The organism is Kribbella sp. NPDC004138 (genome assembly GCF_053603655.1).
Genome location: NZ_JBSGFZ010000002.1, coordinates 25,241 through 47,039, shown reverse-complemented (window position 1 = coordinate 47,039; position 21,799 = coordinate 25,241). Strand labels below are relative to the sequence as shown.

20 protein-coding genes are annotated in these 21,799 nt (G+C 68.2%); 10 read left to right on the top strand and 10 right to left on the bottom strand.

Going from position 1 to position 21,799, the window contains the following annotated elements; translation table 11 throughout:
* Positions 1-30 precede the first annotated feature (30 nt).
* The 3 genes from ACWEOO_RS02220 to ACWEOO_RS02210 are packed head-to-tail and all read right to left on the bottom strand — an operon-like array spanning position 31 to position 3,184.
* The gene (locus ACWEOO_RS02220; RefSeq protein ID WP_452141388.1) at positions 31-1,383 is read right to left on the bottom strand and encodes an ABC transporter substrate-binding protein; all 1,353 of its coding nucleotides are present in this window, start codon (positions 1,381-1,383) and stop codon (positions 31-33) included.
* Positions 1,384-1,394: 11 nt separating this feature from the next.
* Positions 1,395-2,258 (bottom strand): carbohydrate ABC transporter permease, encoded by an 864-nt coding sequence (locus ACWEOO_RS02215; protein ID WP_452141387.1) that lies wholly within the window; start codon positions 2,256-2,258, stop codon positions 1,395-1,397.
* The gene (locus ACWEOO_RS02210) at positions 2,255-3,184 is read right to left on the bottom strand and encodes a carbohydrate ABC transporter permease (protein ID WP_452141386.1); all 930 of its coding nucleotides are present in this window, start codon (positions 3,182-3,184) and stop codon (positions 2,255-2,257) included. Before ACWEOO_RS02210 ends, ACWEOO_RS02215 begins: the two co-directional genes overlap by 4 nt.
* A 135-nt stretch (positions 3,185-3,319) precedes the next feature.
* Between ACWEOO_RS02210 and ACWEOO_RS02205 the strand changes: the two genes are divergently transcribed.
* Entirely contained in the window at positions 3,320-4,357 is a 1,038-nt protein-coding gene (locus ACWEOO_RS02205) for a LacI family DNA-binding transcriptional regulator (RefSeq protein WP_452141385.1), read from the top strand.
* A gap of 81 nt (positions 4,358-4,438) precedes the next feature.
* Here ACWEOO_RS02205 and sucD read toward each other — a convergent pair whose 3' ends face one another.
* Positions 4,439-5,338 (bottom strand): succinate--CoA ligase subunit alpha, encoded by a 900-nt coding sequence (sucD, locus tag ACWEOO_RS02200; protein WP_452141384.1) that lies wholly within the window; start codon positions 5,336-5,338, stop codon positions 4,439-4,441.
* A 1-nt stretch (position 5,339) separates the two neighbouring features.
* Positions 5,340-6,509, bottom strand: a complete 1,170-nt coding sequence (sucC, locus tag ACWEOO_RS02195; RefSeq protein ID WP_452141383.1) for an ADP-forming succinate--CoA ligase subunit beta — start codon at positions 6,507-6,509, stop codon at positions 5,340-5,342.
* 133 nt (positions 6,510-6,642) lie between these two features.
* On the opposite strand from sucC, the gene ACWEOO_RS02190 reads away from it, so the two are divergent.
* Together ACWEOO_RS02190 and ACWEOO_RS02185 are read left to right on the top strand one after the other, a co-directional pair.
* Entirely contained in the window at positions 6,643-7,977 is a 1,335-nt protein-coding gene (locus ACWEOO_RS02190; protein ID WP_452141382.1) for an MFS transporter, read from the top strand.
* Between the two features lie 89 nt (positions 7,978-8,066).
* Positions 8,067-8,537 (top strand): hypothetical protein, encoded by a 471-nt coding sequence (locus tag ACWEOO_RS02185; protein WP_452141381.1) that lies wholly within the window; start codon positions 8,067-8,069, stop codon positions 8,535-8,537.
* Here the strand turns inward: ACWEOO_RS02185 and ACWEOO_RS02180 are convergent.
* The gene (locus tag ACWEOO_RS02180; protein WP_363712031.1) at positions 8,489-8,746 is read right to left on the bottom strand and encodes a hypothetical protein; all 258 of its coding nucleotides are present in this window, start codon (positions 8,744-8,746) and stop codon (positions 8,489-8,491) included. The genes ACWEOO_RS02185 and ACWEOO_RS02180 overlap by 49 nt on opposite strands.
* A 122-nt stretch (positions 8,747-8,868) precedes the next feature.
* Between ACWEOO_RS02180 and ACWEOO_RS02175 the strand changes: the two genes are divergently transcribed.
* The 6 genes from ACWEOO_RS02175 (at position 8,869) to ACWEOO_RS02150 (ending at position 17,600) form a co-directional block, all read left to right on the top strand.
* Positions 8,869-10,578, top strand: a complete 1,710-nt coding sequence (locus tag ACWEOO_RS02175) for a thiamine pyrophosphate-binding protein (RefSeq protein WP_363712033.1) — start codon at positions 8,869-8,871, stop codon at positions 10,576-10,578.
* A gap of 12 nt (positions 10,579-10,590) precedes the next feature.
* Entirely contained in the window at positions 10,591-11,829 is a 1,239-nt protein-coding gene (gene frc / locus ACWEOO_RS02170; RefSeq protein WP_452141380.1) for a formyl-CoA transferase, read from the top strand.
* 73 nt (positions 11,830-11,902) lie between these two features.
* Positions 11,903-14,050 (top strand): acetate--CoA ligase family protein, encoded by a 2,148-nt coding sequence (locus ACWEOO_RS02165; protein ID WP_452141379.1) that lies wholly within the window; start codon positions 11,903-11,905, stop codon positions 14,048-14,050.
* A gap of 64 nt (positions 14,051-14,114) precedes the next feature.
* Positions 14,115-15,611, top strand: coding sequence for an Nramp family divalent metal transporter (locus ACWEOO_RS02160; RefSeq protein ID WP_452141378.1), 1,497 nt, complete (start codon positions 14,115-14,117; stop codon positions 15,609-15,611).
* Between the two features lies 1 nt (position 15,612).
* A complete protein-coding gene (locus ACWEOO_RS02155) occupies positions 15,613-16,146 on the top strand; it encodes a hypothetical protein (RefSeq protein WP_452141377.1) in 534 nt (177 codons plus the stop codon).
* Positions 16,147-16,751: 605 nt separating this feature from the next.
* Positions 16,752-17,600 (top strand): GNAT family N-acetyltransferase, encoded by an 849-nt coding sequence (locus tag ACWEOO_RS02150; protein ID WP_452141376.1) that lies wholly within the window; start codon positions 16,752-16,754, stop codon positions 17,598-17,600.
* Here ACWEOO_RS02150 and ACWEOO_RS02145 read toward each other — a convergent pair.
* The 3 genes from ACWEOO_RS02145 to ACWEOO_RS02135 form a co-directional block, all read right to left on the bottom strand.
* On the bottom strand, positions 17,597-18,346 hold the full coding sequence (locus ACWEOO_RS02145) for a GntR family transcriptional regulator (protein WP_452141375.1): 750 nt from the start codon (positions 18,344-18,346) through the stop codon (positions 17,597-17,599). The genes ACWEOO_RS02150 and ACWEOO_RS02145 overlap by 4 nt on opposite strands.
* A gap of 100 nt (positions 18,347-18,446) precedes the next feature.
* Positions 18,447-18,614, bottom strand: a complete 168-nt coding sequence (locus ACWEOO_RS02140) for a hypothetical protein (protein WP_359939217.1) — start codon at positions 18,612-18,614, stop codon at positions 18,447-18,449.
* Between the two features lie 141 nt (positions 18,615-18,755).
* Positions 18,756-19,727, bottom strand: a complete 972-nt coding sequence (locus tag ACWEOO_RS02135) for a LysR family transcriptional regulator (RefSeq protein ID WP_452141374.1) — start codon at positions 19,725-19,727, stop codon at positions 18,756-18,758.
* A 169-nt stretch (positions 19,728-19,896) separates the two neighbouring features.
* Here ACWEOO_RS02135 and ACWEOO_RS02130 point away from each other — a divergent pair, with 169 nt between their 5' ends.
* Positions 19,897-20,664, top strand: a complete 768-nt coding sequence (locus ACWEOO_RS02130) for an alpha/beta fold hydrolase (RefSeq protein ID WP_452141373.1) — start codon at positions 19,897-19,899, stop codon at positions 20,662-20,664.
* Here ACWEOO_RS02130 and ACWEOO_RS02125 read toward each other — a convergent pair.
* Complete coding sequence (locus ACWEOO_RS02125) at positions 20,646-21,719, bottom strand: acyltransferase family protein (RefSeq protein WP_452141372.1); 1,074 nt, start codon at positions 21,717-21,719, stop codon at positions 20,646-20,648. The two genes, ACWEOO_RS02130 and ACWEOO_RS02125, sit on opposite strands and share 19 nt — an antisense overlap.
* Positions 21,720-21,799 lie beyond the last annotated feature (80 nt).

Genomic DNA, 21,799 nt, shown 5'->3' with positions numbered 1-21,799 from the left:
GCGACGTCGGACCCACCTGTTCCATCAACGTCAGCCGTTGACCTGGAAGCCCTGCTCGTTGCCGTACTTCACCAGCGCTTCCTGCCACGCCGTGAGACCGGCGTTGAGGTCGGACTTTGACTGGTACGCCTTGCCGACGGTGTCGCCGTAGATGCTGTTCGCGTACAGCTCGTACGGCAGGTAGCTCCAGCCCTTCACGACCTGGCCGGCCGCGCTGGTGAGCACTTGGTTGATCTTCTGGCCGCCGAAGTACGCGCTCGCCTTGTCCACGAACGCCGGGTCCTTCAGGTCGGCCGTGGTCGCCGGGAAGCCGCCGCTGGCCAGGAACGGCTTCACACCCTCGTCGTGGTTCAGCCAGCGCACGAACGCCGCCGCGAGGGCCGGGTTCTTGCTCTGCTTGATCACGGACTCGGTGCTGCCGCCGTTCTCCGCGGTGGCCGGCTGACCGTCGTACGTCGGCATCGGCGCGACTGCCCACTTGCCGGCGCCGGCTTTGACCGAGGACTCCATCACGCCGGGCATCCACGCACCGGTCGGCAGCGTGGCGATCGTGCCGTCGCCGAGCGCCTTGAACCACTCGTCGGTCCAGCCGGGGATGTTCGACACCAGTCCGCCCTGGACGAGCTGGTTCCACATCCCGGTCCACTTCTTGGAGCCGTCGTCCTGCAGGTTGATCGTGACGTTCTTGCCGTCGGTCTTGAACGGCTGCCCGCCGGCCTGCCAGATCATGCTCGTGGTGAAGCCGGCGTCACCGGAGTCGTTGGTGATGTAGGACTTCGGGTTCGCGGCGTGCAGCTTCTTCGCGGCCGCGACGTACTCGTCCCAGGTCTTCGGCACGGCGATGCCGTACTTGTCGAAGACCTCCTTGTTGTAGAACAGCGCCATCGGCCCGGAGTCCTGCGGCAGGCCGAACAGACCGCTGCCGGCGTGGACTGCGCCCCAGGTCGAGGCCGTGTACGCCGACTCGTACTGCGAGAACCCGAATTGGTTCAGGTCGACGAGCGAGCCGGGCAGCGCGAACTGGGGGAGTGCCTGGTACTCGATCTGGGCCACGTCCGGGGCACCGGAGCCGGCCTTGATCGCGTTCTGCAGCTTCGTGTAGTGGTCGTTGCCGGTACCGGCGTTGACGTAGTTCACCTTCACGTTCGGGTACTGCTTCATGAACGCGGTGACCTGGGCCTGCGCCGACGGCGTCCAGCTCCAGTAGGTGATCTCGCCGCCCGCCTTGAGCGCGGCGTCGACGGCGTCGGCCGAGCCGGTCGTCGTCCCTCCGCTCGCGCTGTCGTTGGACGACCCGCCGCCGCACGCGGCCACGACCGCGAGGGCCGTGAGGGCGGTTCCGGCAACCACCAGCTGCCGGACCCGGCGCCACTGTGACTTCATCTGTGTCCCTTTCACTTGACGCTCCCTGCGCTGAGGCCCGACTGCCAGAAGCGCTGGAGAAGGAGGAAGGCGACCACCAGCGGAACGATCGTCAGCAACGATCCGGTGACCACCAGGTTGTAGATGGGGCGGGCGCCCACGCCGGTCGCCTGGTTGCTCCACTGGGTGAGCCCGACCGTGAGTGGGTAGAGGTTGGGTTTGCTGAGCATGATCAGCGGCAGGAAATAGTTGTTCCAGGTCGAGACCATCGCGAACAGCAGCGTGGTGACGATGCCCGGGGCCAGCAGCCGCAGCGCGACGGTGAAGAACACCCGGACTTCGCCGGCGCCGTCGATCCGGGCCGCCTCGAGCAGTTCGCCCGGCACGGCGTCGGTGGCGTACACCCACATCAGGTACAGCCCGAACGGGCTCACCAGCGACGGGATGATGATCGCCCAGACCGTGTTCGTCAGGCCGAGGTTCGAGAACATCAGGAACGTCGGTACGGCGAGCGCCGTCCCCGGCACCGCGACCGCGCCGAGCAGCACAGCGAACACCGCGCGGCGGCCGGCGAACTTGTACTTCGCCAGTCCGTAGCCGGCCGCGGTCGCGAGCAGCGTCGCGCCGCCCGCGCCGACCACGACGTACAGCACCGTGTTGCCCAGCCAGCGCAGGAAGATGCCGTCGTTGTAGGTGAGCGTGTCCTTGATGTTGGTGAAGAACGCGAAGCTCTTCCCGAACCACAGGCCGGGCGTGGAGAGCAGGTCGTCCTGGGTCTTGGTTGTGCTGAGCAACAACCAGGCGAGCGGGACGATCGTGTAGAGCAGGTACAGCACCATCACGCCGGTCAGCAGCTTGGAGCGCTTCTGGCGCAGGGGAGAGGTCAGGGCGCTCACAGTGACTCCCGGGATCCGCGGAGTTGGACGACATACGCGATGACCGCGGTGATGATGCCCATCACGATCGCGATCGTGGCCGAGTAGTTGAACTGCTGGCCGGCGAAGGACAGGTTGTAGGCGTACATGTTGGGCGTGTAGTACGTCGTGATCACGTTCGGCGCCAGCGTCCGCAGGATGTTCGGCTCGTTGAACAGCTGGAAGCTGCCGATGATCGAGAAGATCGTCGCGATCACGATCGCGCCGCGCAGCGCGGGCAGCTTCACCGCGAGGATCGTCCGGAACGTCCCGGCGCCGTCGATCGCGGCCGCCTCGTACAGCTCACCCGGCACCGTGCGCAGCGCCGAGTAGAAGATCAGCATGTTGTAGCCGACGAACTCCCAGGTCACGATGTTGGCGATCGACGGCAGCATCCAGCTGCTGCTCAGCGGCTGGATCGCGGTCGTGCCGAGCAGGTCGTTGAGGTTCGCCGCCAGGCCGAAGTTGTCGCCGTAGATGTAGCCCCACATCAGCACGGCGACCACGCCCGGTACGGCGTACGGCAGGAAGATCACGATCCGGAAGAAGCCGGCCGCGTGCAGCCGCGCGCTGTCGATCGCGAGCGCCGCGAGCAGCGCCAGCACGAGCATCACCGGCACCTGGACGACCAGGAAGACCGCCACCCGGGCGAACGCCTCCCAGAACTTCGGGTCCTGCAGCGCCTGGGTGTAGTTGTCCAGCCCGACGAACACGGTGCCGCCGAAGAACGCCTGGTTGCGATACAGGCTCAGGTAGATCGCGTACCCGATCGGGGCCAGGAAGGTGAGCGCGAAAACCGCCAGGAACGGCCCGACGAACAGCCACCCCTTGCCGTCCTTGAACACCCTCCGCCGCCTGCCGGTCGCGCCGGCCCGTGCGACGTGCTGATGGGCCACGGACTCCGCCATGTCCGGGGACCTCCTCTCGCTTTCCGCGCCCGGAAGTGGGCGCGACGCGCGATGTTGACGTCAACATCGACGGCGCGACGGTAACGTGTTTACGTCAACATGTCTACACTCCGACGCAAGACCGAGGAGGTGCGGATGCCAGCGGAGGATTCAGCGGGCCGTCGGCGGCGCGGCCCGTCGATGGCGGACGTGGCGCGGCTGGCGGGGGTTTCGGGGCAGACCGTGTCGCGGGTCGCGAACGACCGGAACAACGTCGACGCGGTCACCCGGGACCGGGTGCAGGCCGCGATGCGCCAGCTCGGGTACCGCCCGAACAGCGCCGCCCGCGCCCTGCGCAACGGCGAGTACCGCAGCATCGGCGTGATCGTCTTCGAGCTGCACAGCTTCGGTACGACGCGGACGCTCGACGCGATCGCCACCGCCGCCACGATCAGCGGGTACGCGATCAACCTGGTTCCCGTGCTGGACGTCACGCAGAGTGCGGTCACGAACGCGTTCAGTCGGCTCGGTGAGCAAGCGGTGGACGGCGTCATCATCCTGATCGAGGCGCACACGCTGGACGAGGCCGGCGTACGGCTCCCGCACGGTCTCCCGGTCGTGGTGGTCGACTCGAGCGCGCACTACGACTATCCGATCGTCGACACCGACCAGCGGCAGGGCGCACGGCTGGCGACCGAGCACCTGCTCGGGCTGGGGCATGCCACGGTGTGGCACCTGGGCGGCCCGCCGACCTCGTTCGCCGCGGACCGGCGCCGGCGGTCGTGGGAGGCGACGCTGCTGGATCACGGCCGGGAGGTCCCGCCGGTGCTCGACGGGGACTGGACGGCGACCTCCGGGTACTACGCCGGCCGGCGGTTGGCCACCAACGCCGAGGTGACCGCCGTGTTCGTCGCGAACGACCAGATGGCGCTCGGCCTGCTCCGCGCACTCCATGAACACGGCCGGGACGTGCCCGGCGACGTGAGCGTGGTCGGTTTCGACGACATGGAGGAGTCGGCGCACTTCTGGCCGCCGCTGACCACGATCCGCCAGAACTTCGTCGACGTCGGCCGGCTGAGCGTCGACGCGCTGATCCGCGAGATCCACGCCGGCGAACACCACCACGAGCCGGTCGCCGTCGCCGCCAAACTCGTCCACCGCAGCAGCACCGCACCCCCGCCCACCGCTGGGTAGGTTTTCCCGTTTCGCTGGTCAACCAGCCAAGTGGGGGGTTTGCCACCCTGGATACGGGTGACAAACCCCGCATTTTGCTGGTCAACCAGCCAAATGGCGGGCGGCGGGGGTGAAGGTGGTGCGGAGGAGGTGGGCGGTTTCGGTGGGGGTTTTGCCGACGCGTACGCCGGCCGCCTCCAACGCCTGCTGTTTGGCGGCGGCGGTGCCGGAGGAGCCGGACACGATCGCGCCGGCGTGGCCCATGGTCTTGCCCTCGGGCGCGGTGAAGCCGGCGACGTACCCGACGACCGGCTTGGTCGCGTTCTCCTTGATGAACGCGGCCGCCCGCTCCTCGGCGTCACCGCCGATCTCGCCGATCATCACGATCGCGTCGGTGTCCGGGTCGTCCTGGAACGCCTGCAGCGCGTCGATGTGCGTCGTCCCGATGATCGGGTCACCGCCGATCCCGATCGCGGTCGAGAACCCGAAGTCCCGCAGTTCGTACATCATCTGGTAGGTCAGCGTGCCCGACTTGCTGACCAGGCCGATCCTCCCGGGACCCGCGATGTCCGCCGGGATGATACCCGCGTTGGCGCGGCCGGGACTGATGATGCCCGGGCAGTTCGGGCCGATGATCCGCGTCCCGTTGGCCTGCGCGGCGGCGAAGAACGCGGCCGTGTCGTGCACCGGCACGCCCTCGGTGATCACGACGACGAGCGGGATCCCGGCGTCGACCGCTTCGAGTACCGCGCCTTTGGTGAAGCGCGGCGGGACGAACACCACCGACACGTCCGCGTCCGCCGCCTTCACCGCGTCCGCACACGACCCGTAGACCGGGATCGACTGCCGCGCGAAGTCCACCGACTGGCCGCCCTTGCCGGGTGTCACGCCGCCGACCACCGTGGTGCCGGCGGCCAGCATCCGGCTGGTGTGTTTCTGTCCCTCGGACCCGGTCATGCCCTGCACGACGACCCGGCTCTTCTCGGTCAGGAAGATCGCCATGTCAGTTTCCCTTCTCTGCGGCGAGTTCTGCGGCGAGCTCGGCGGCCCGGGCGGCGGCGCCGTCCATCGTGTCGACCACGGTGACCAGCGGGTGAGCGGCCTTGGCGAGGATCGCGCGGCCCGCCTCGACGTTGTTGCCGTCCAGCCGGACGACGAGCGGCTTGTCCGCCCGGTCGCCGAGCACGGCGAGCGCCTGCACGATGCCGTTCGAGACCGCGTCGCAGGCGGTGATCCCGCCGAAGACGTTCACGAACACGCTGCGCACCTGGGGGTCGGACAGGATGATCCCGAGCCCGTTCGCCATCACCTCGGCCGACGCGCCGCCGCCGATGTCCAGGAAGTTGGCCGGCCGCACGCCGTACGGCGAACCCGCGTACGCCACCACGTCGAGCGTGGACATCACCAGACCCGCGCCGTTGCCGATGATGCCGACCGAGCCGTCCAGCTTCACATAGTTCAGGCCCTTGGCGTGCGCCTCGGCCTCGAGCGGGTCGGCGGCCGTCTTGTCGTCGAAGCCCGCGTGGTCCGCGTGCCGGTACGCCGCGTTGTCGTCGAGCGTGACCTTGCCGTCGAGCGCCTCCAGCGATCCGTCGCCGAGCTTCACCAGCGGATTCACCTCGACCAATGAGGCGTCCTCGGCGATGAACACGTCCCACAGTCGCCGTACGACGGTCGACGCCTCGGCGGGGAATCCGGCTGCCGTCACGATCTCCGCGGCCTTCGCGTCGTCGACTCCGACGGCCGGGTCGATCGGCACCTTCGCGATCGCGTCCGGGTTGGTGTGCGCGACCTCCTCGATCTCCACACCGCCTTCGGTGCTAGCGATGCAGAGGTACTCGCGGTTCGCGCGGTCGACCAGGAACGAGAAGTAGTACTCCTCGGCGATCTCCGCGGCCGGCGCGAGCAGCACCCGGCGCACGGTGTGGCCCTTGATGTCCATCCCGAGGATCTCGGCCGCCCGGGCCGTCGCCTCGTCCGGTCCGGCGGCCAGCTTCACTCCGCCGGCCTTGCCGCGCCCGCCGGTCTTCACCTGCGCCTTCACCACCACGCGCCCGCCGAGCTCGCGGGCCGTGGCCGCCGCGTCGGCGGGGTCCTCGATCACCCGTCCGAGCGTCACCGGGACGCCGTGCCGGGCGAACAGTTCCTTGGCTTGGTACTCCATGAGGTCCACGTCGCCTCCCTGAAAGTGTGGTGACGACTGTATGCGGTATGCAATCCACTCACAAGACCCGCTCAGGTCTGGACAGGCGGTGACGGGAGGAGTACCACAGACTTCATACGGTATGCAGTAGTCAGGAGGCGCAATGGATCACGTTGACGTACGTGACGTCTATGGCCGGCGGTACCGCATTGGTGAAGGGGCCCGGGAACTGACCGGCCGTTCGCGCCGCTGGCAAGTCTGGGCGGCCTGGGCCTGCATGGTCGCGATCAGTCCGCTGCAGTACTCGTTCGGCACCGCGGCGCTCGGTCTGTCGTCGGATCGCGGGTGGGGCCCTGCCCGCACGCTGTGGCTGCTCGCCGTCTTCGTCGCCTGCCAAGCGCTGGTCGCGGTCCCGGCGGCCTGGGCCCATCGGGTACGACGGGCCACGCCGACGCAGCTCGTCATCGCGGGCGGGGTGCTTTCGGCGATCGGACTCGTCACGCTCGCGCACGTCGATGCGTACGTCGCGGTCGTGGCCGGCTACTCACTCCTCGGCGGCACCGGCGCGGGCCTCGTGTACGCCGCCTGCATCACCACATCGGCCCGCTGGTTCCCGGACCGGCGGACGGCGACGATCGGATTCGTCACCGGCGGCTTCGCGGTCGGCGCGGTGCCGAGCATCTTCTTGCTTACCTGGCTGGACGAGTCGTTCGTGTTCGACCTGACTGCGCTGGTGGTGGTGCTGGTCGTGCTGGTCGCCGGCGGGCTGTTGAAGGATCCGCCGCGGTACTGGTGGCCCGCGCACATCGACGCTCAGGCGTGGGCGGTCGACCGGAAGCTCAACCGCAGCATTCCCCACAATGCGCCCGCGGTCCGGCACTACCGTCCCGCGGAGGCGATGAAGACCGGTGCGCTGCCGCTGATGTGGTTGCTGCTGGCAATCAGCGCGGCGTTGTCGCTGCTCGGGATCGCGTTCGTGGCCGGCTACGCCGTCGACACCGGCCTGGGGACGGCAACGGCGGCCTGCGCCGCCGGATTGCTTGCCGCCGTCAACGGTCTCGGGCGATCGTCGGCGGGCCACCTCTCCGACCGCTTCGGCCGCCGCCGCGTGCTGGCCGCCGTACTGATGGTCGAGGGGTTCGCGCACATGGGACTCGTGACCGCCGGAGCCGGATGGGTGTTCGTGGTGTGTGCCATGTTCGCCGGCCTCGGCGGCGGTGCGTTCTACGCGATCATGGCCAACCTGGTGCTGGAGTTCTTCGGTGAGAACAGCCTGGTGCAGAACCAGGCCATCCTGTACTCCGCGAAGGCGGTCGGCGGGCTGGTCGGTATCGGTGTCGCCGCCTCGGTGATCGCCGCCGTTGGATACCGGCCGGTGTTCCTCGCCGCAGGGCTGCTCGGCGTACTGACCGCGCTCAGCGTGCGGCTGCTCAAACAACCCGGCCGGCCGGCGCTGCCCGTCCGTCCGCAGCTCGGTACGCCGGTGGCAGGCGAGTGAACGGCTACGGGAAGGTTCAGCGGGATCCCTGTGTGATGGAGCTGGTGTCCCGTTTGGCACGAGAGCCCTGGACGGATCGTCCTGGATGCGTGCACCCGGTACTGAGTGCCGTGGCGCGGGTCGCCCACGACCACAGCACGTCGACCGGTCGACGCGAGTTGCTGCCGCTGGCTCCGCGGTTCATCGACACCAACCGGGCGGGCTTCGAGTCATCCGCCCGGTTGGTCGCGCTCTGCGTGTCGACAGCGCTGACGACCGGCGAGCTCCTGCGTGACGAGCGCTGCCGCTTGACCGAGGCACACCAGACAGCCCTGCACCTGCTCGGTTCCGAAGACAGCCCTGGGGGAGCGGCGCGATGGTGGCTACCGGTGCTTTCGCCGCTCAAGTGGAGCGAGCCCTTCTACCGCTCGTTCGTCGCCACAGAACACGCAGCCGAGGCGGTGGCGATCACCGCCCGAGCGGCCAATCCCGACGTACGGCTGCGAAGCCTGCTGAAGCTGTGCCTCGCAAGTCAGCCCAAACCTTCGTGCTCGGCATCCGCCCAGAAATCGTGGTCGTAGTCGTCGTCCGGGATGACCACGAGCTCGTGCCGGCGGGGCGCGCGGACCTGCTGCTCGAGGCGGCGGAGGTCTGCCGTGCAGCGCTCCAGGTCGTCGAGCAACCGCAGGACGTCGAGGTGCGGACCGAGGCGATTCCTCAACGCCACAAGGGATTTCTCCAGCGCGAGCAGCGCGGCGCGGGTCCGGTCGAGTTCGTCGGAAATCGTCATCACAGCCTCCTGGGTGCGAACTCTGGACAACCACCGCGGCCTGGGATAAGACTACGACTACACCATACGGTATGCAATCTACATCCAAGCCGCTAACCGGCCTTTCCGAGGAGTGACTGCAGATGGCGCAGACAGTGTCGGAGACCCACCCCGTCGCGGAAGTCAAGGAGCCGGAGACGATCTCCGGGGGTCACCTCGTCGCGAAGGCCTTGAAGGCCGAGGGCATCGACGTGATCTTCACGCTCTGTGGCGGTCACATCATCGACATCTACGACGGCTGCGTCGACGAGGGCATCGCAGTGGTCGACGTACGGCACGAGCAGGTCGCGGCGCACGCGGCCGACGGGTACGCGCGGGTCACCGGCAAGCCCGGCTGCGCGGTCGTCACCGCCGGCCCCGGCACGACCGACGCGGTCACCGGTGTCGCGAACGCGTTCCGTGCCGAGAGCCCGATGCTGCTGATCGGCGGCCAGGGGGCCCTGAACCAGCACAAGATGGGGTCCCTGCAGGACCTGCCGCACGTCGACATGATGACGCCGATCACCAAGTTCGCCGCGACCGTGCCGCACACCGCGCGGGCCGCGGACATGGTCTCGATGGCGTTCCGCGAGTGCTACAACGGCGCGCCCGGCCCGTCGTTCCTGGAGATCCCGCGCGACATCCTGGACAACTCGGTGCCGGTCGAGTCCGCGACCGTTCCCGAGGCCGGCCACTACCGCGCGTCGACGAAGAGCATCGGCGACCCGGCGAGCATCGAGGCGCTGGCCGACCTGCTGGTGAGGGCCGAGAAGCCCGTCGTCCTGCTCGGCAGCCAGGTCTGGACGTCGCGCGGCAGCGAGGCGGCCGTCGACTTCGTCCGTACGCTCGACATCCCGGCGTTCATGAACGGCTCGGCCCGCGGCACCCTGCCGCCCGGCGACCCGCACCACTTCCACCTGTCCCGGCGGTACGGCTTCAACAACGCCGACCTGATCCTGATCGTCGGTACGCCGTTCGACTTCCGGATGGGGTACGGGCGCCGGCTCCCGAAGAGCGCCACCGTCGTACAGATCGATCTCGACTACCGCACCGTCGGCAAGAACCGCGACATCGACCTCGGCCTGGTCGGCGACCCGGGAGCGATTCTGGCGGCCGTCACGCAGGCGGCGTCGGGCCGGATCCAGAAGACGGACCGGAAGGCCTGGTTCGCGGAGCTGCGCGCCGAGGAGGACTCGGCGTACCAGAAGCGGCTGCCGCGGCAGCTGTCCGACGCGAACCCGATCCACCCGCTGCGGCTCGCGCACGAGATCAACGAGTTCCTCACCGAGGATTCGATCTACATCGGCGACGGCGGCGACATCGTCACGTTCTCCGGCGGCGTCGTGCAGCCGAAGTCGCCCGGCCACTGGATGGACCCGGGCCCGCTCGGCACGCTCGGCGTCGGCATCCCGTTCGTGCTCGCGGCCAAGTACGCGCGGCCGGACAAGGAAGTGGTCGCGCTGTTCGGCGACGGCGCGTTCTCGCTGACCGGCTGGGACTTCGAGACGCTGGTCCGCTACCAGCTCCCGTTCGTCGGTGTCGTCGGCAACAACTCCTCGATGAACCAGATCCGGTACGGCCAGGAGGCCAAGTACGGCAAGGACCGCGGCCGGGTCGGCAACACCCTCGGCGACGTGAAGTACGACGAGTTCGCGCGGATGCTCGGCGGGTACGGCGAGGAGGTTCGCGACCCCGCGGACATCGGGCCGGCGCTGCTGCGGGCCCGCGAGTCGGGGCTGCCGTCGCTGATCAACGTCTGGGTCGACCCGGACGCGTACGCCCCCGGAACCATGAACCAGACCATGTACAAGTAAAGGGGACCCGTCATGACAGCGTCCACTCAGAGGGCCCTCGAAGGCGTCCGCGTACTCGACATGACCCACGTGCAGTCCGGACCGTCCTGCACCCAGATCCTCGCCTGGCTCGGCGCCGACGTGATCAAGCTCGAGGCACCGACCGGCGACATCACCCGCCAGCAGCTGCGCGACCTGCCGGACGTCGACAGCCTCTACTTCACGATGCTGAACTGCAACAAGCGCAGCATCACGCTGAACATGAAGTCCGACCGGGGCAAGGAGATCTTCACCGACCTGGTGCAGAACTCCGACGTCCTCGTCGAGAACTTCGCGCCCGGCGCCATCGACCGGATGGGGTTCACCTGGGAACGCCTCCAGGAGATCAACCCCGGCCTGGTGTTCGCGTCGATCAAGGGCTTCGGCCCGGGCCGGTACGAGAACTTCAAGGCGTACGAGGTGGTCGCCCAGGCGATGGGCGGCGCGATGAGTACGACGGGGTTCGAGGACGGACCGCCGACCGCGACCGGTGCGCAGATCGGCGACTCCGGCACCGGGATCCACCTGGTGGCCGGCATCCTCGCCGCGCTGTTCCAGCGGACCAGCACCGGCAAGGGTCAGCGGGTCACCGTGGCCATGCAGGAAGCCGTCCTGAACCTGACCCGCGTGAAGCTGCGTGACCAGCAACGGCTGACGCACGGCCCGCTGCGCGAGTACCCGAACGACAACTTCGGTACCGAGGTCCCGCGGTCCGGCAACGCGTCGGGCGGCGGCCAGCCCGGCTGGGCGCTGAGGTGTGCGCCGGGCGGCGCGAACGACTACATCTACGTGATCGTCCAGCCGCCCGGATGGGCCCCGATCGCCGAGCTGATCGGCAAGCCGGAGCTGGCCGAGGATCCGGACTGGGCGACGCCGGTCGCGCGGCTGGACAAGCTCGACAAGATGTTCGCGCTGATCGAGCAGTGGACCGAGCAGCACACCAAGTTCGAGGTGATGGACAAGCTCAACGCGCTGAACGTACCGTGCGGGCCGATCATGTCCACGGCCGAGCTGATCGCGGACGAGACGCTGGCCGACCTCGGCGCGGTGGTCGAGGTCGAGCACCCGCAGCGCGGCACGTTCAAGACCGTCGGCTGCCCGATCAAGCTGTCCGACTCGCCGGTCGAGGTGCAGACCTCGCCGGGCCTCGGCGAACACAACTCCGTCATCTACGGCGCGCTCGGTCTCGACACGGGAGAGCTCGAGGAACTGAAAGCCGCCGGCGTCATCTGAACGTCCGAAGAAGCGGAGGCACGTGACGCCGCTTCTTCGGACGCAAGCACCGATCACAGAGGAGTTGCAGCGCATGACTTATGACAAGGCAGCAGTCCGGACCATCCTCGACCAGGCTCTGGCGGACGGCCGCACCTCGCTGAGCGCGCCGGAGGCCAAGCTGGTGGCCGACGCGTACGGCATCCCGACACCGGGCGAGGGGCTGGCCACGACTGCCGAGGGGGCCGCCGGCCTCGCGGCCGAGATCGGGTTCCCGGTCGTGCTGAAGATCGTCTCGCCGGACATCCTGCACAAGACCGACGCCGGCGGCGTGGTGGTCGGCGTCGACAGCGAGGACGCGGCGCGGGACGCCTTCGACAAGATCCTCGCGAACGCGCGGGCGTACCAGGCCGACGCCGAGATCACCGGCGTACAGGTCCAGAAGATGCTGGTCACCGGCGGTGACATGCAGGAGGTCATCGTCGGCGCGGTCACCGACCCGACGTTCGGCAAGGTGGTCGCGTTCGGGCTGGGCGGCGTCCTCGTCGAGGTGCTGAAGGACGTCACCTTCCGGCTGGCTCCGCTCGGTGCCGACGAGGCGCGGGCGATGGTCGACGGGATCGGCGCCCACGAGATGCTCGACGGCGTCCGCGGCGCCCGGCCCGTCGACAAGGACGCCCTGGCCGACCTGGTCCGGAGACTGTCGGACCTGGTCACCGACTTCCCGCAGTTCGCGGAGGTCGACCTGAACCCGGTGCTCGCCGCGCCGGACGGCGCCACCGCGGTCGACTTCCGGATCATCGTGGACGCCGAGGCCGGGAAACCGGTCGAGCGGTACTCCCAGGAGGAGATCCTGACCGCGATGACCCGGATCATGAAGCCGCGCGCGGTGGCCGTGATCGGCGCGTCCAACGAGGACGGCAAGATCGGCAACTCGGTGATGAAGAACCTCGTCAACGGCGGGTACGCCGGGGACATCTACCCGATCAACCCCAAGGGCGGCGAGGTCCTCGGGCTGAAGGCGTTCGCCAGCATCGTGGACGTACCGGGTGACGTCGACGTCGCGGTGTTCGCCGTACCGGCCAAGTTCGTCGGCGGCGCGCTCGAGCAGTGCGGCCAGAAGGGCGTCGCGGGCGCGATCCTGATCCCGTCCGGGTTCGCCGAGACCGGCGAGCAGGAGCTCCAGGACGAGGTGGTCGCGATCGCCCGCAAGCACAATGTCCGCATCCTGGGACCGAACATCTACGGCTACTACTACCTGCCGGAGAGCCTCTGCGCGACGTTCTGCACGCCGTACGACGTGCGCGGCTCCGTGGCCCTGTCGTCGCAGTCAGGTGGCATCGGGATGGCGATCCTGGGCTTCAGCCGCTCGAGCCGGATGGGAGTTTCCGCGATCGTTGGGGTAGGCAACAAGGCCGACATCGACGAGGATGACCTCCTGACGTTCTTCGAGAGCGACGACAACACCAACCTGATCGCCATGCACCTTGAGGACCTGAAGGACGGCCGGGCCTTCGCCGAGACGGCGGCCCGGGTGTCGAAGAAGAAGCCGGTCGTCGTACTGAAGGCCGGCCGTACTTCTCTGGGCGCGCGGGCGGCAAGCTCGCACACCGGCGCCCTGGCCGGCGACGACAAGGTGTACGACGACATCCTGCGGCAGAGCGGCGTGGTCCGGGCGCCGGGGCTGAACGAGATGCTGCAGTACGCGCGCGGCATCCCGCTGCTGCCGACGCCGAAGGGCGAGAACGTCGTCATCATCACCGGCGCGGGCGGCTCCGGCGTACTGCTGTCGGACGCCTGCGTGGACGCCGGGCTGACGCTGATGGACATCCCGCCGGACCTCGACGAGGCGTTCCGGGCGTACATCCCGCCGTTCGGCGCGGCCGGGAACCCGGTCGACATCACCGGCGGCGAACCGCCGTCGACGTACCGGAACACGATCGCGCTGGGGCTGTCCGACGAGCGGATCCACGCGCTGATCCTGGGGTACTGGCACACGATCGTGACACCGCCGATGGTGTTCGCGGAGCTGGTCGCCGACGTGGTCGGGGAGTTCCGGGCCAAGGGCATCGACAAGCCCGTGGTCGCCTCGCTGTCCGGCGACGTCCAGGTCGAGGAAGCCAGCCAGTACCTGTTCGACCACGGTGTGGTCGCGTACCCGTACACCACCGAGACCCCGGTCCAGGTCCTCGGTGCCAAGTACCGCTGGGCCCGCAACGCCGGGCCGCTCGGCATCAGTTGATTGGAGGAAGCAGTCCGCGGGGGTGTGGTAGTCCGCTAGTTGGCGTCGATCTAAGGAGTCCGCCTTGGACGTCACGAGCAAGACCTCAGAAGTACCCGATGAGCCGGCGGCCGCGGTCACCGAGAAGGTGTGGAAAGCCGGCCGGCTCGAACCGATGCCGATCCGGAAACTTCCGGACGCACCGCCCTCGTTGCACATCCTCGGCCCGACCGTCTTCCTGGTCGCGCTGGGCGTGGGCATGGGGGAGTCGTACATGTGGCCCCGGCTCGTCCTGGTGTTCGGGCCGGACATCCGCTGGTTGTTCATGGTCGGTGTCACGCTGCAGGCGTTCGTGCTGCTGGAGATGGCGCGGTACGCGATGGCCACCGGGGAGAGCATCTTCTTCGGCGCGGCCCGGATCTTCAAACCGCTGATGTGGTTCTTCTACGCGGCGGCGATCCTGATCTACATGTGGCCGGGCCATCTGTCCGCCGGCGCGGCCGCCTTCGAGGAGATCAGCGGCATACCCTGGCAGGTCACCGCGTGCGTGGCTCTGGTGTTCGTCGGTGTGCTGTTCAGCCTGTTGTCGGTGATCTACAACTTCCTCGAGAAGCTGCTCGGCCTGCTGATCGGGCTGCTGGTCGTCGGTACGTCGGTGATCGCGGCGCTGGTCGGCAGCTGGGACGACCTCGGCCGGACGCTGTCCGGGATGTTCGCGTTCGGGTACTTCCCGGACGAGGCGATGACGTCGGCCTGGTTCCCGGTCGTGGTCGGTTCGATCGCGTTCGCGGGACCGTCCGGGATGCAGCAGATGTGGTACACGCTGCAGCTGCGGGACAGCGGCGCCGGTATGGGCGCGCACATCCCGAAGATCCGCGGTCTGCGGGCGGCCGGCGAGGCCGAGTCGATGCCGTCCCGCGGGTTCATGTTCGACACCGAGGACCCGGCCGAGATGGCGAAGTGGAAGGGCTGGCGCAAGTGGGTCACGTTCGACGCGCTGCTGCTCTTCTGGGGCATCACGATGCTGGTCACGATCTCGTTCACCGTGCTGGCCATGTCGGCGTCCCGGGAGAACCCGAACGTGGCCACGCTGATCGAGGGCGGTGACCGGGAGGCGGCGCTGAAGGCGATGTCGGACGCGTTCGCGTCGGCCGGCTCGCCGATCCTCGGCACGTTGTTCTTCGCCTTCATCGCACTGATCGGGCTGAACGCGACCCTCGGTCTGTTCGACTCGTTCTCCCGCGGCCAGGCGGACATGACGTACTACTTCGTGCCCGGCGCGAAGCGGTTCTCGATGTCGCGGCTGTACGCCGGGTTCCTGTGGGGCGTGATCCTGTTCGGGATCCTGATCCTGCTGTTCGGGCCGGCCGACGGTCCGGCGGGGATCCTGGACACGCTCGCGTTCCTGTCCACCTTCGCGATGGGCGCGTACTGCATCGTGCTGCTGCTCACCAACAACATGCTGCTGCCGAAGAAGATCCGTCCCGGCCCGGTGCGGAACGTGATCATCGGCTTCGGAGCGGTGTTCTACCTCGGGATGCTGTTCTACTGCCTGTTCCGCTTCGGCGTGGCTGTGGGCTGACATGGCGGATCTGAAGCAGTTGGCGGAGTACTCGGTCCCGGCCGTCTCGGTCGGTGCCGCGGCAGGGTTGATCGCCGGTGGACTGGCCGCATTCGTCGGCCAGCCCGCCGGCTGGGCGGTGCTCACCGGGCTCGGTCTCGGCGTACCGCTGATGGTGTTCGGGACGGGGTACGCCGTCCTGGTCGCGTTGGGGAAAGTCCCCGCCGGGGTGTTCGCGCCGGCGGCGGTCTACTGGGTGATCGCGTTTCCGCTGGCGTTGCTGGTGCACGCGGTCGTCACCGAATGGGTGGTCGCCGGTTCGCCCGGTCTGCCGCCGGAACCGTGGAAGTTCCTGGCCTTCCGTGCGCTGGTGAGCATGGGATTCGCGATCGGCTTCCTCTGGATGCACGAACAGATCGGCCGCCTCTGGTGGCCGCACATCCTCGACCGCAACATGTACGCCCGACGGGTTGTCGAGCAGTACACCCACCTGGCCACCGCCCTGGAGGCCCGCAAAGCCGCCACCGGCCGAGGCCGCAAGAACCGCACCGCCTGACAGTCGCCCGTAACCCTTGAGGTTGCGGGCGACCAAAGGTCGCCGCTTCGCGGCGGCTGTCTTGTTGCCGCCTTCGGCGGAGCGTGGACTGTGCTGAGCGCGACTGTGAACGGCGCACGGCACCCAGGGTGACGGTTGCCGTTTCGCCTTGGCGTGCCTGGCCGGAGCGGGGGTTTCCGGAAGAGATGGCACCCTGTGACGATTTTGTTCCGCAAAGAGGCTGTTGCAGATGCCGAGCTGTCTGCAGCGGATCTGCAGCACTCATCAAGCCCGGCCATCACTCGGCAGACGCCTGCAGTTGAGCGTGCGGACGTCCCGGCGGACCTGGTTGGTGAGTGGTGGAGATCCGCATTTCAGCGGCGTTGCGCGCGCCACGGCGTACGCGAGTGAGGGGTTCAGCGGCAGATGTTCGGCAGATGTTCCTGGCCTCGGATGACGCCGGTGGTGTGGAAGTTCCCGTAGTGGCCAACGGCGGCACTCGCACGGAGGTGGCAAGACAGGAGTCACCGACCGAAGCTCATCCACCTCTTCACCTTCGCACGTGCCGGCAGACGTCACGCGTGCGACCTGTGGACAATGTTCGTTCGGCCAGGGGATGGTTGGGGATGATGGGGATGGGTTGGCGTTCTGCAGCTGCGGGTGATGCGGGGTTTCTGGCTGAGTTGGCGAGTCAGGCGTCGGGTAGCAGGGTCAGCCCGGGTGATGCGGCGACTTTCCTCGAGACCTGGCGCGTCGAGATCGACGACGAGGGCACCGCGGCGGTGGCGGTTCTCCCGCCGGCCGACGGTCATGCGCGGGGTTACGGCGCCTGGTGGGGACGCCGGGACTCGGCCCACCGCGACGTCGTGGACCGCTTGATCCACCTGGCGAGCTCCGTGCCTGGCCTGAGTGTCCTGCAGATCTCCTTGCCCGACGGGCAAACTGTCGATGAACCCCGGTTCGAACGCGCTTATCCGCTCTGGACGATGGTCCACGACGGGACTACCTGGCCGCAGCGGGCGCCGGTTCTGCCGGTACCTCTTCGCGTCGGCCGATGGTCAGACGTGGTGCCGGGCGAGTTCGAGACCGCCTACGCACAGTCGTACCGCGACCAGCGGGTGGTCGAACCGCATGGCGCTGAAGCCTGGGCCTTGCTCGCCCGCGGTGATGCATTTGCCGCGGAACTCGGCGTTCTGGCGATGACCCCTGAGGAGCAGGTAGCGGGATTCGTTCTCGGGTTCAGGCATGGGCGCCGCGGCGTCGAACTCGGTCCGATCGGAACCGTCCCGGCCTGGCGAGGGCGCGGTGTCTGCTCAGCGCTGCTCGCGTCCGTGCTCAGGTGTTGCCGAGAGAACGGACTCGCTCCAGTAACCCTCACGGTCGACGGCGAGAGCCCCACGCATGCTCAGAACCTGTATCTGAAGCACGGGTTTCGCGTGACCGAGCGTCTGACCGCCTACCAGGTACGGCTTTAGCTCCGGCGTCGGCGGCGGGAGGGTTCGGGGTCGGGGGTTTCTGCGGGGGGTGTGGAGGCCTGGAGGTCGTGGTAGGCCTTGCGGGTGTGTTCGGTGTGTTCGCGCATGATTTGGGCGGCCTTGTCCTCGTCGCCATCGCTGATGGCCTTGACGAGGCGGTTGTGTTCGCGCCAGGACGCGGCGCCGCGGACGGGGGCGACGGGCGTGTAGTACCAGCGGACGCGGCGGTCGACCTGGGCGGCGAAGTCGACGAGGAAGCGGTTGCCGGACATCTGGGTGATCAGGCTGTGGAGCTCCGCGTTGGTGCGGACCGTGCCGTCGATGTCGCCGGCTTCCTGGTACGCGGTGCCGACCTTGCACAGCTCGCGCAACCGCGCGACGTCGTCCTTGGACGCGTGCCGGGCGGCGAGGCGTGCGGACTCCGATTCCAGGGCGGCGCGGGCCGCGAGCAACTGGTCGACCTCGTCCTCGGCCGGCACGTGCACCATCGCACCGAACCCGGGCCGCAGATCGACCCAGCCTTCGTTGTTCAGCCGTTGCAGGGCCTCGCGCACCGGCTGACGGGAGACGCCGAGCATCCCGGCGAGCTCGACCTCGACCAGGTGCCGGCCGCGCTCGAGGGTGCCGTCGATGATCATCTCGGTGAGGGCCTCGTACACCGATTCCCGCAACGGCTGCGGGCGCTTGACGTGCCGCACACCGGCCGGTTCCGCACCCGCCCCTGGGCCTGCGCTGATGGTCGTCATGAGGTCCCTTCCGGTCCTACAGTCATGGCACTTGGTAGACAGTCTACCAAGTGCCATGACCTGACATATAGCTCCGGCGACAGAGTGTTCTGTGCCGGACTCAGGCGGCCGACTCGCGGTCGTCGTCGTGGGTACCGCGGCCCTCCTCGGCCGTCAGCTTCGCGAGCTCCGCATCGAGATCGAGCGGCGTGCTCAGCTCCTGCAGTTCCGGGGCGTCCGGGAACTGCGGCCGCGCCGCCAGAGCACCGAACCTCCGCGTGAAGATCATTGCTGTCCTTTCCTGAATTCTGCCTTCTGTATACATTCAACCAGCAGTACTCACCGGTTATGCCCACGTCTCACGTGATCCCCGTTACGTACGCCGTGATCCCGCTTACACGATCAGGTAGGCACTTCCACCATCGCCGGGTCAGTGGCCGGCGGTCAAAGACTTGGTTGCTATGTCGAGATAGCCCGAATCCATCAGATGTACGTCGAGCAGATCGTCGAGGGCCTTCTGTACGCCGGCCTGGCGCGCGACGTCGAGCAGCGCGCGGGCGAGCACGGGCTCGGGGCTGCGGGCGGCGATCACCAGGCCGACGCGCGGGCCGTGCGCCGGGCGCTTCAGCGGTACGACGCGCATCCCGTCCGGTACGCCGAACATGTGCAGCCACGCGTGCGAGATGACCGTCGACCAGTGGTTGCCGTGCAGGTGGCTGTAGAGGCCGGAGACCGTGTCGCTCTCGATCGAGGGTGTCGCGGTCACGCCGTCGTCGGTGAAGTACCCGTTCATGATCCGGCGGTTGCGCATGTCGGGGGAGAGCAGGCACAGCGGCAGGCCGGCGACCTCCGCCCAGGTCGCGAACGGCTGCTCGGCGAGTTCGGTGCCCTTCGGCGTGAGCAGCAGGTACCGCTCCTCGTACAGCGGCGTCTTGCGCACCTGGCCGAGCGTGTCGTCGTCGAGGTACGTCATCGCGACGTCCAGCTCGAACTCGGCCAGCTTCTGGGTGATGTCGCGCGACGACAGCGACTCGAGCGTGACGCGGGTGTTCGGGTGCCGCTCACAGAATGGGGTGGTGAGCAGCGAGACGACCGGCATCGCGGTCGGGATCGCGCCGAGCCGGAGTGTGCCGTTCAGGCCGCCGCGCATCATCGACAGCTCGTGGCGGAGCGCGTCCTGCTCGGCGAGGATCCGCTGCGCCCAGAGCAGCACCCGCTCGCCCTCGGGAGTCAGGCCCTCGAAACGCCGGCCGCGGCGCACGATCGGTACGTCGAGCTCCTGCTCGAGCTTGCGGATCGCCGCGGACAACGACGGCTGGGAGACGTAACAGGCGTCCGCGGCCCGCGCAAAATGCTTCTCGCGGGCGAGGGCGACGAGGTACTCGAGCTGACGGAGCAGCATCAACGGCCTCGGGCTGGTGTGCAGTCGCCTGTATACATAATCCAACTGTAGTGAGACCGGTCGCGCACGGAAAGATCCCGGCCTACTGTGATGTGGGTCACACGATGTCTCGGGTGGACCGCGCCGTTCGACGGTAGGGCAGAGAGATTTTTCGGGCGAAGGAGCAGTGATGGAGAAGGTTGTCTCGAAGGACGGCACCGAGATCGCGTACGACGTGATCGGCAGCGGACCCGCACTCGTGCTGGTCGCCGGCGCGTTCACCGACCGGTCGAGGTACGTCCAGGACGCCGAGGCGCTGGCGTCGGCGTTCAGCGTGGTGAACTACGACAGGCGAGGTCGCGGTGATTCCGGCGACACGCTGCCTTACGCGGTCGAGCGCGAGTGGGAGGACCTCGCGGCGGTGCGCGACGCGACTGGCGCGCGGTTCGCCTGCGCGTACTCGTCGGGGTCGATGGTGCTGCTGCAGTCCCGGGTGCCGTTCGAGAAGCTGGCGGTTGTCGAGCCGCCGTTCCGGGTGGACGGCGCACCGCCGGCGCCGCAGCGGTACCTCGAGCGGTTGCAGGAGTTCGTCGCGGCCGGGAATCCCGGTGGCGCGGCGGAGCTGTTCATGGTCGAGGCCGTCGGGCAGCCGAAGGAGATGGTCGACCAGATCCGGGAGACGCCGATGTGGGCCGGCCTGGAGGCGATCGCGCACACCCTGGTGTACGACGCGCTGCAGATGGGCGACAGCGCGGTGCCGACCGCACTGCTGTCGTCCATCGACATCCCGGCGCTGGCGCTCTACAGCAACGCGAGTCCCGACTGGCTGAAGGACTCGGTCCGGCAGACCGCGGACGCGTTGCCGCACGGCACGGCCGAGGGCCACGACGGCACGTTCCACACCATCGCCTCGGAGAACCTGGCGCGCGAGCTGGCAGGTTACTTCCGCGCTGCGTGAACCGGGCGGCGACCGGGGAGACCTCGGTCCAGGAGGCGTTTGAGACGCGGGGCCAGCGGCCGCTCGACGCCGTAGTGCAGGGCGGCCGCGACGCCGGTCATCAACACCATCGTGGCGGCGACCAGGAGGACGTGGTTCACCTGGTCGCCGAGCCGCTCGAAGATGATGAAGCCGATGTGTGCGTGCACCAGGTACAGCGGGTAAGTGAGCGCGCCGAGCACCGCGAACCACGGCCGGCCCAGCCGGTGCGTGAGCCTCAGCGCGACCGCCAGCATGACGCCGAAGATCGCCAGGATGATCGCGACCACGACCGTGCGGTCGATCTCGGTGTGGTACCGGAGACCGACGCGGTCGGCGAACCCGATACCGCGGTAGATCGCGTTGCCGAGCGAGACCGCGACGAGGGCGAGTGTCTGCGGCGTCGCGCCGTACCGGTGGATCAGGCACAGTGCCATACCGGCGATGAAGTAGTGCGAGAACTGGGTGTTCAGCACCAGGTCGGTTGCGTGCGGCAACAGCCCGGCCTGGAACGCGAAGGTTGCGGCGAGCCACGCCCAGAGGAAGATCGTCACCCGGCGGGCGGTGATGCCGATCCAGGTGAGGACCAGGATCATCGCGTAGAACCGGAGCTCGGCCCACAGCGTCCAGTACACGACGTCGACGTTCTCGATGTTCGGCAATGAGTTGAACATCGTCAGGTTCGCCAGGTACTGCGGAAGTGAGACTGGGAACCGCCCTTGGCTGAAGGCGAGCGAGACGAACGCGGTGAGCGTGACGGCGATCCAGTACGCCGGATACAGACGCACCGCCCGGGAGCTGACGAACGAGCGCGGCGCGCGGTCCCAGGCGCTGAGCAGGACGACGAAGCCGCTGATCGTGAAGAACAGGTCCACGCCCAAGTAGCCGTACCGTGCGACGACATCCACGTGCGGAAAGTGAAGACCGCTGAGGCCGCCGGCGTACGCGGAGAACAGGTAGTGGTACGCCATCACCGAGACCGCGGCGAGGATCCGCAACAGGTCGATTTCGTGGAGCCGGCCCCGTGAGGGTTCCACAGCCTTCCTTCCGTCGGGTCCCCTCACTACACCGCACGCGCGTGCCTCGATCGTCAGCCCTCAGCACGATCTGGAGCTGC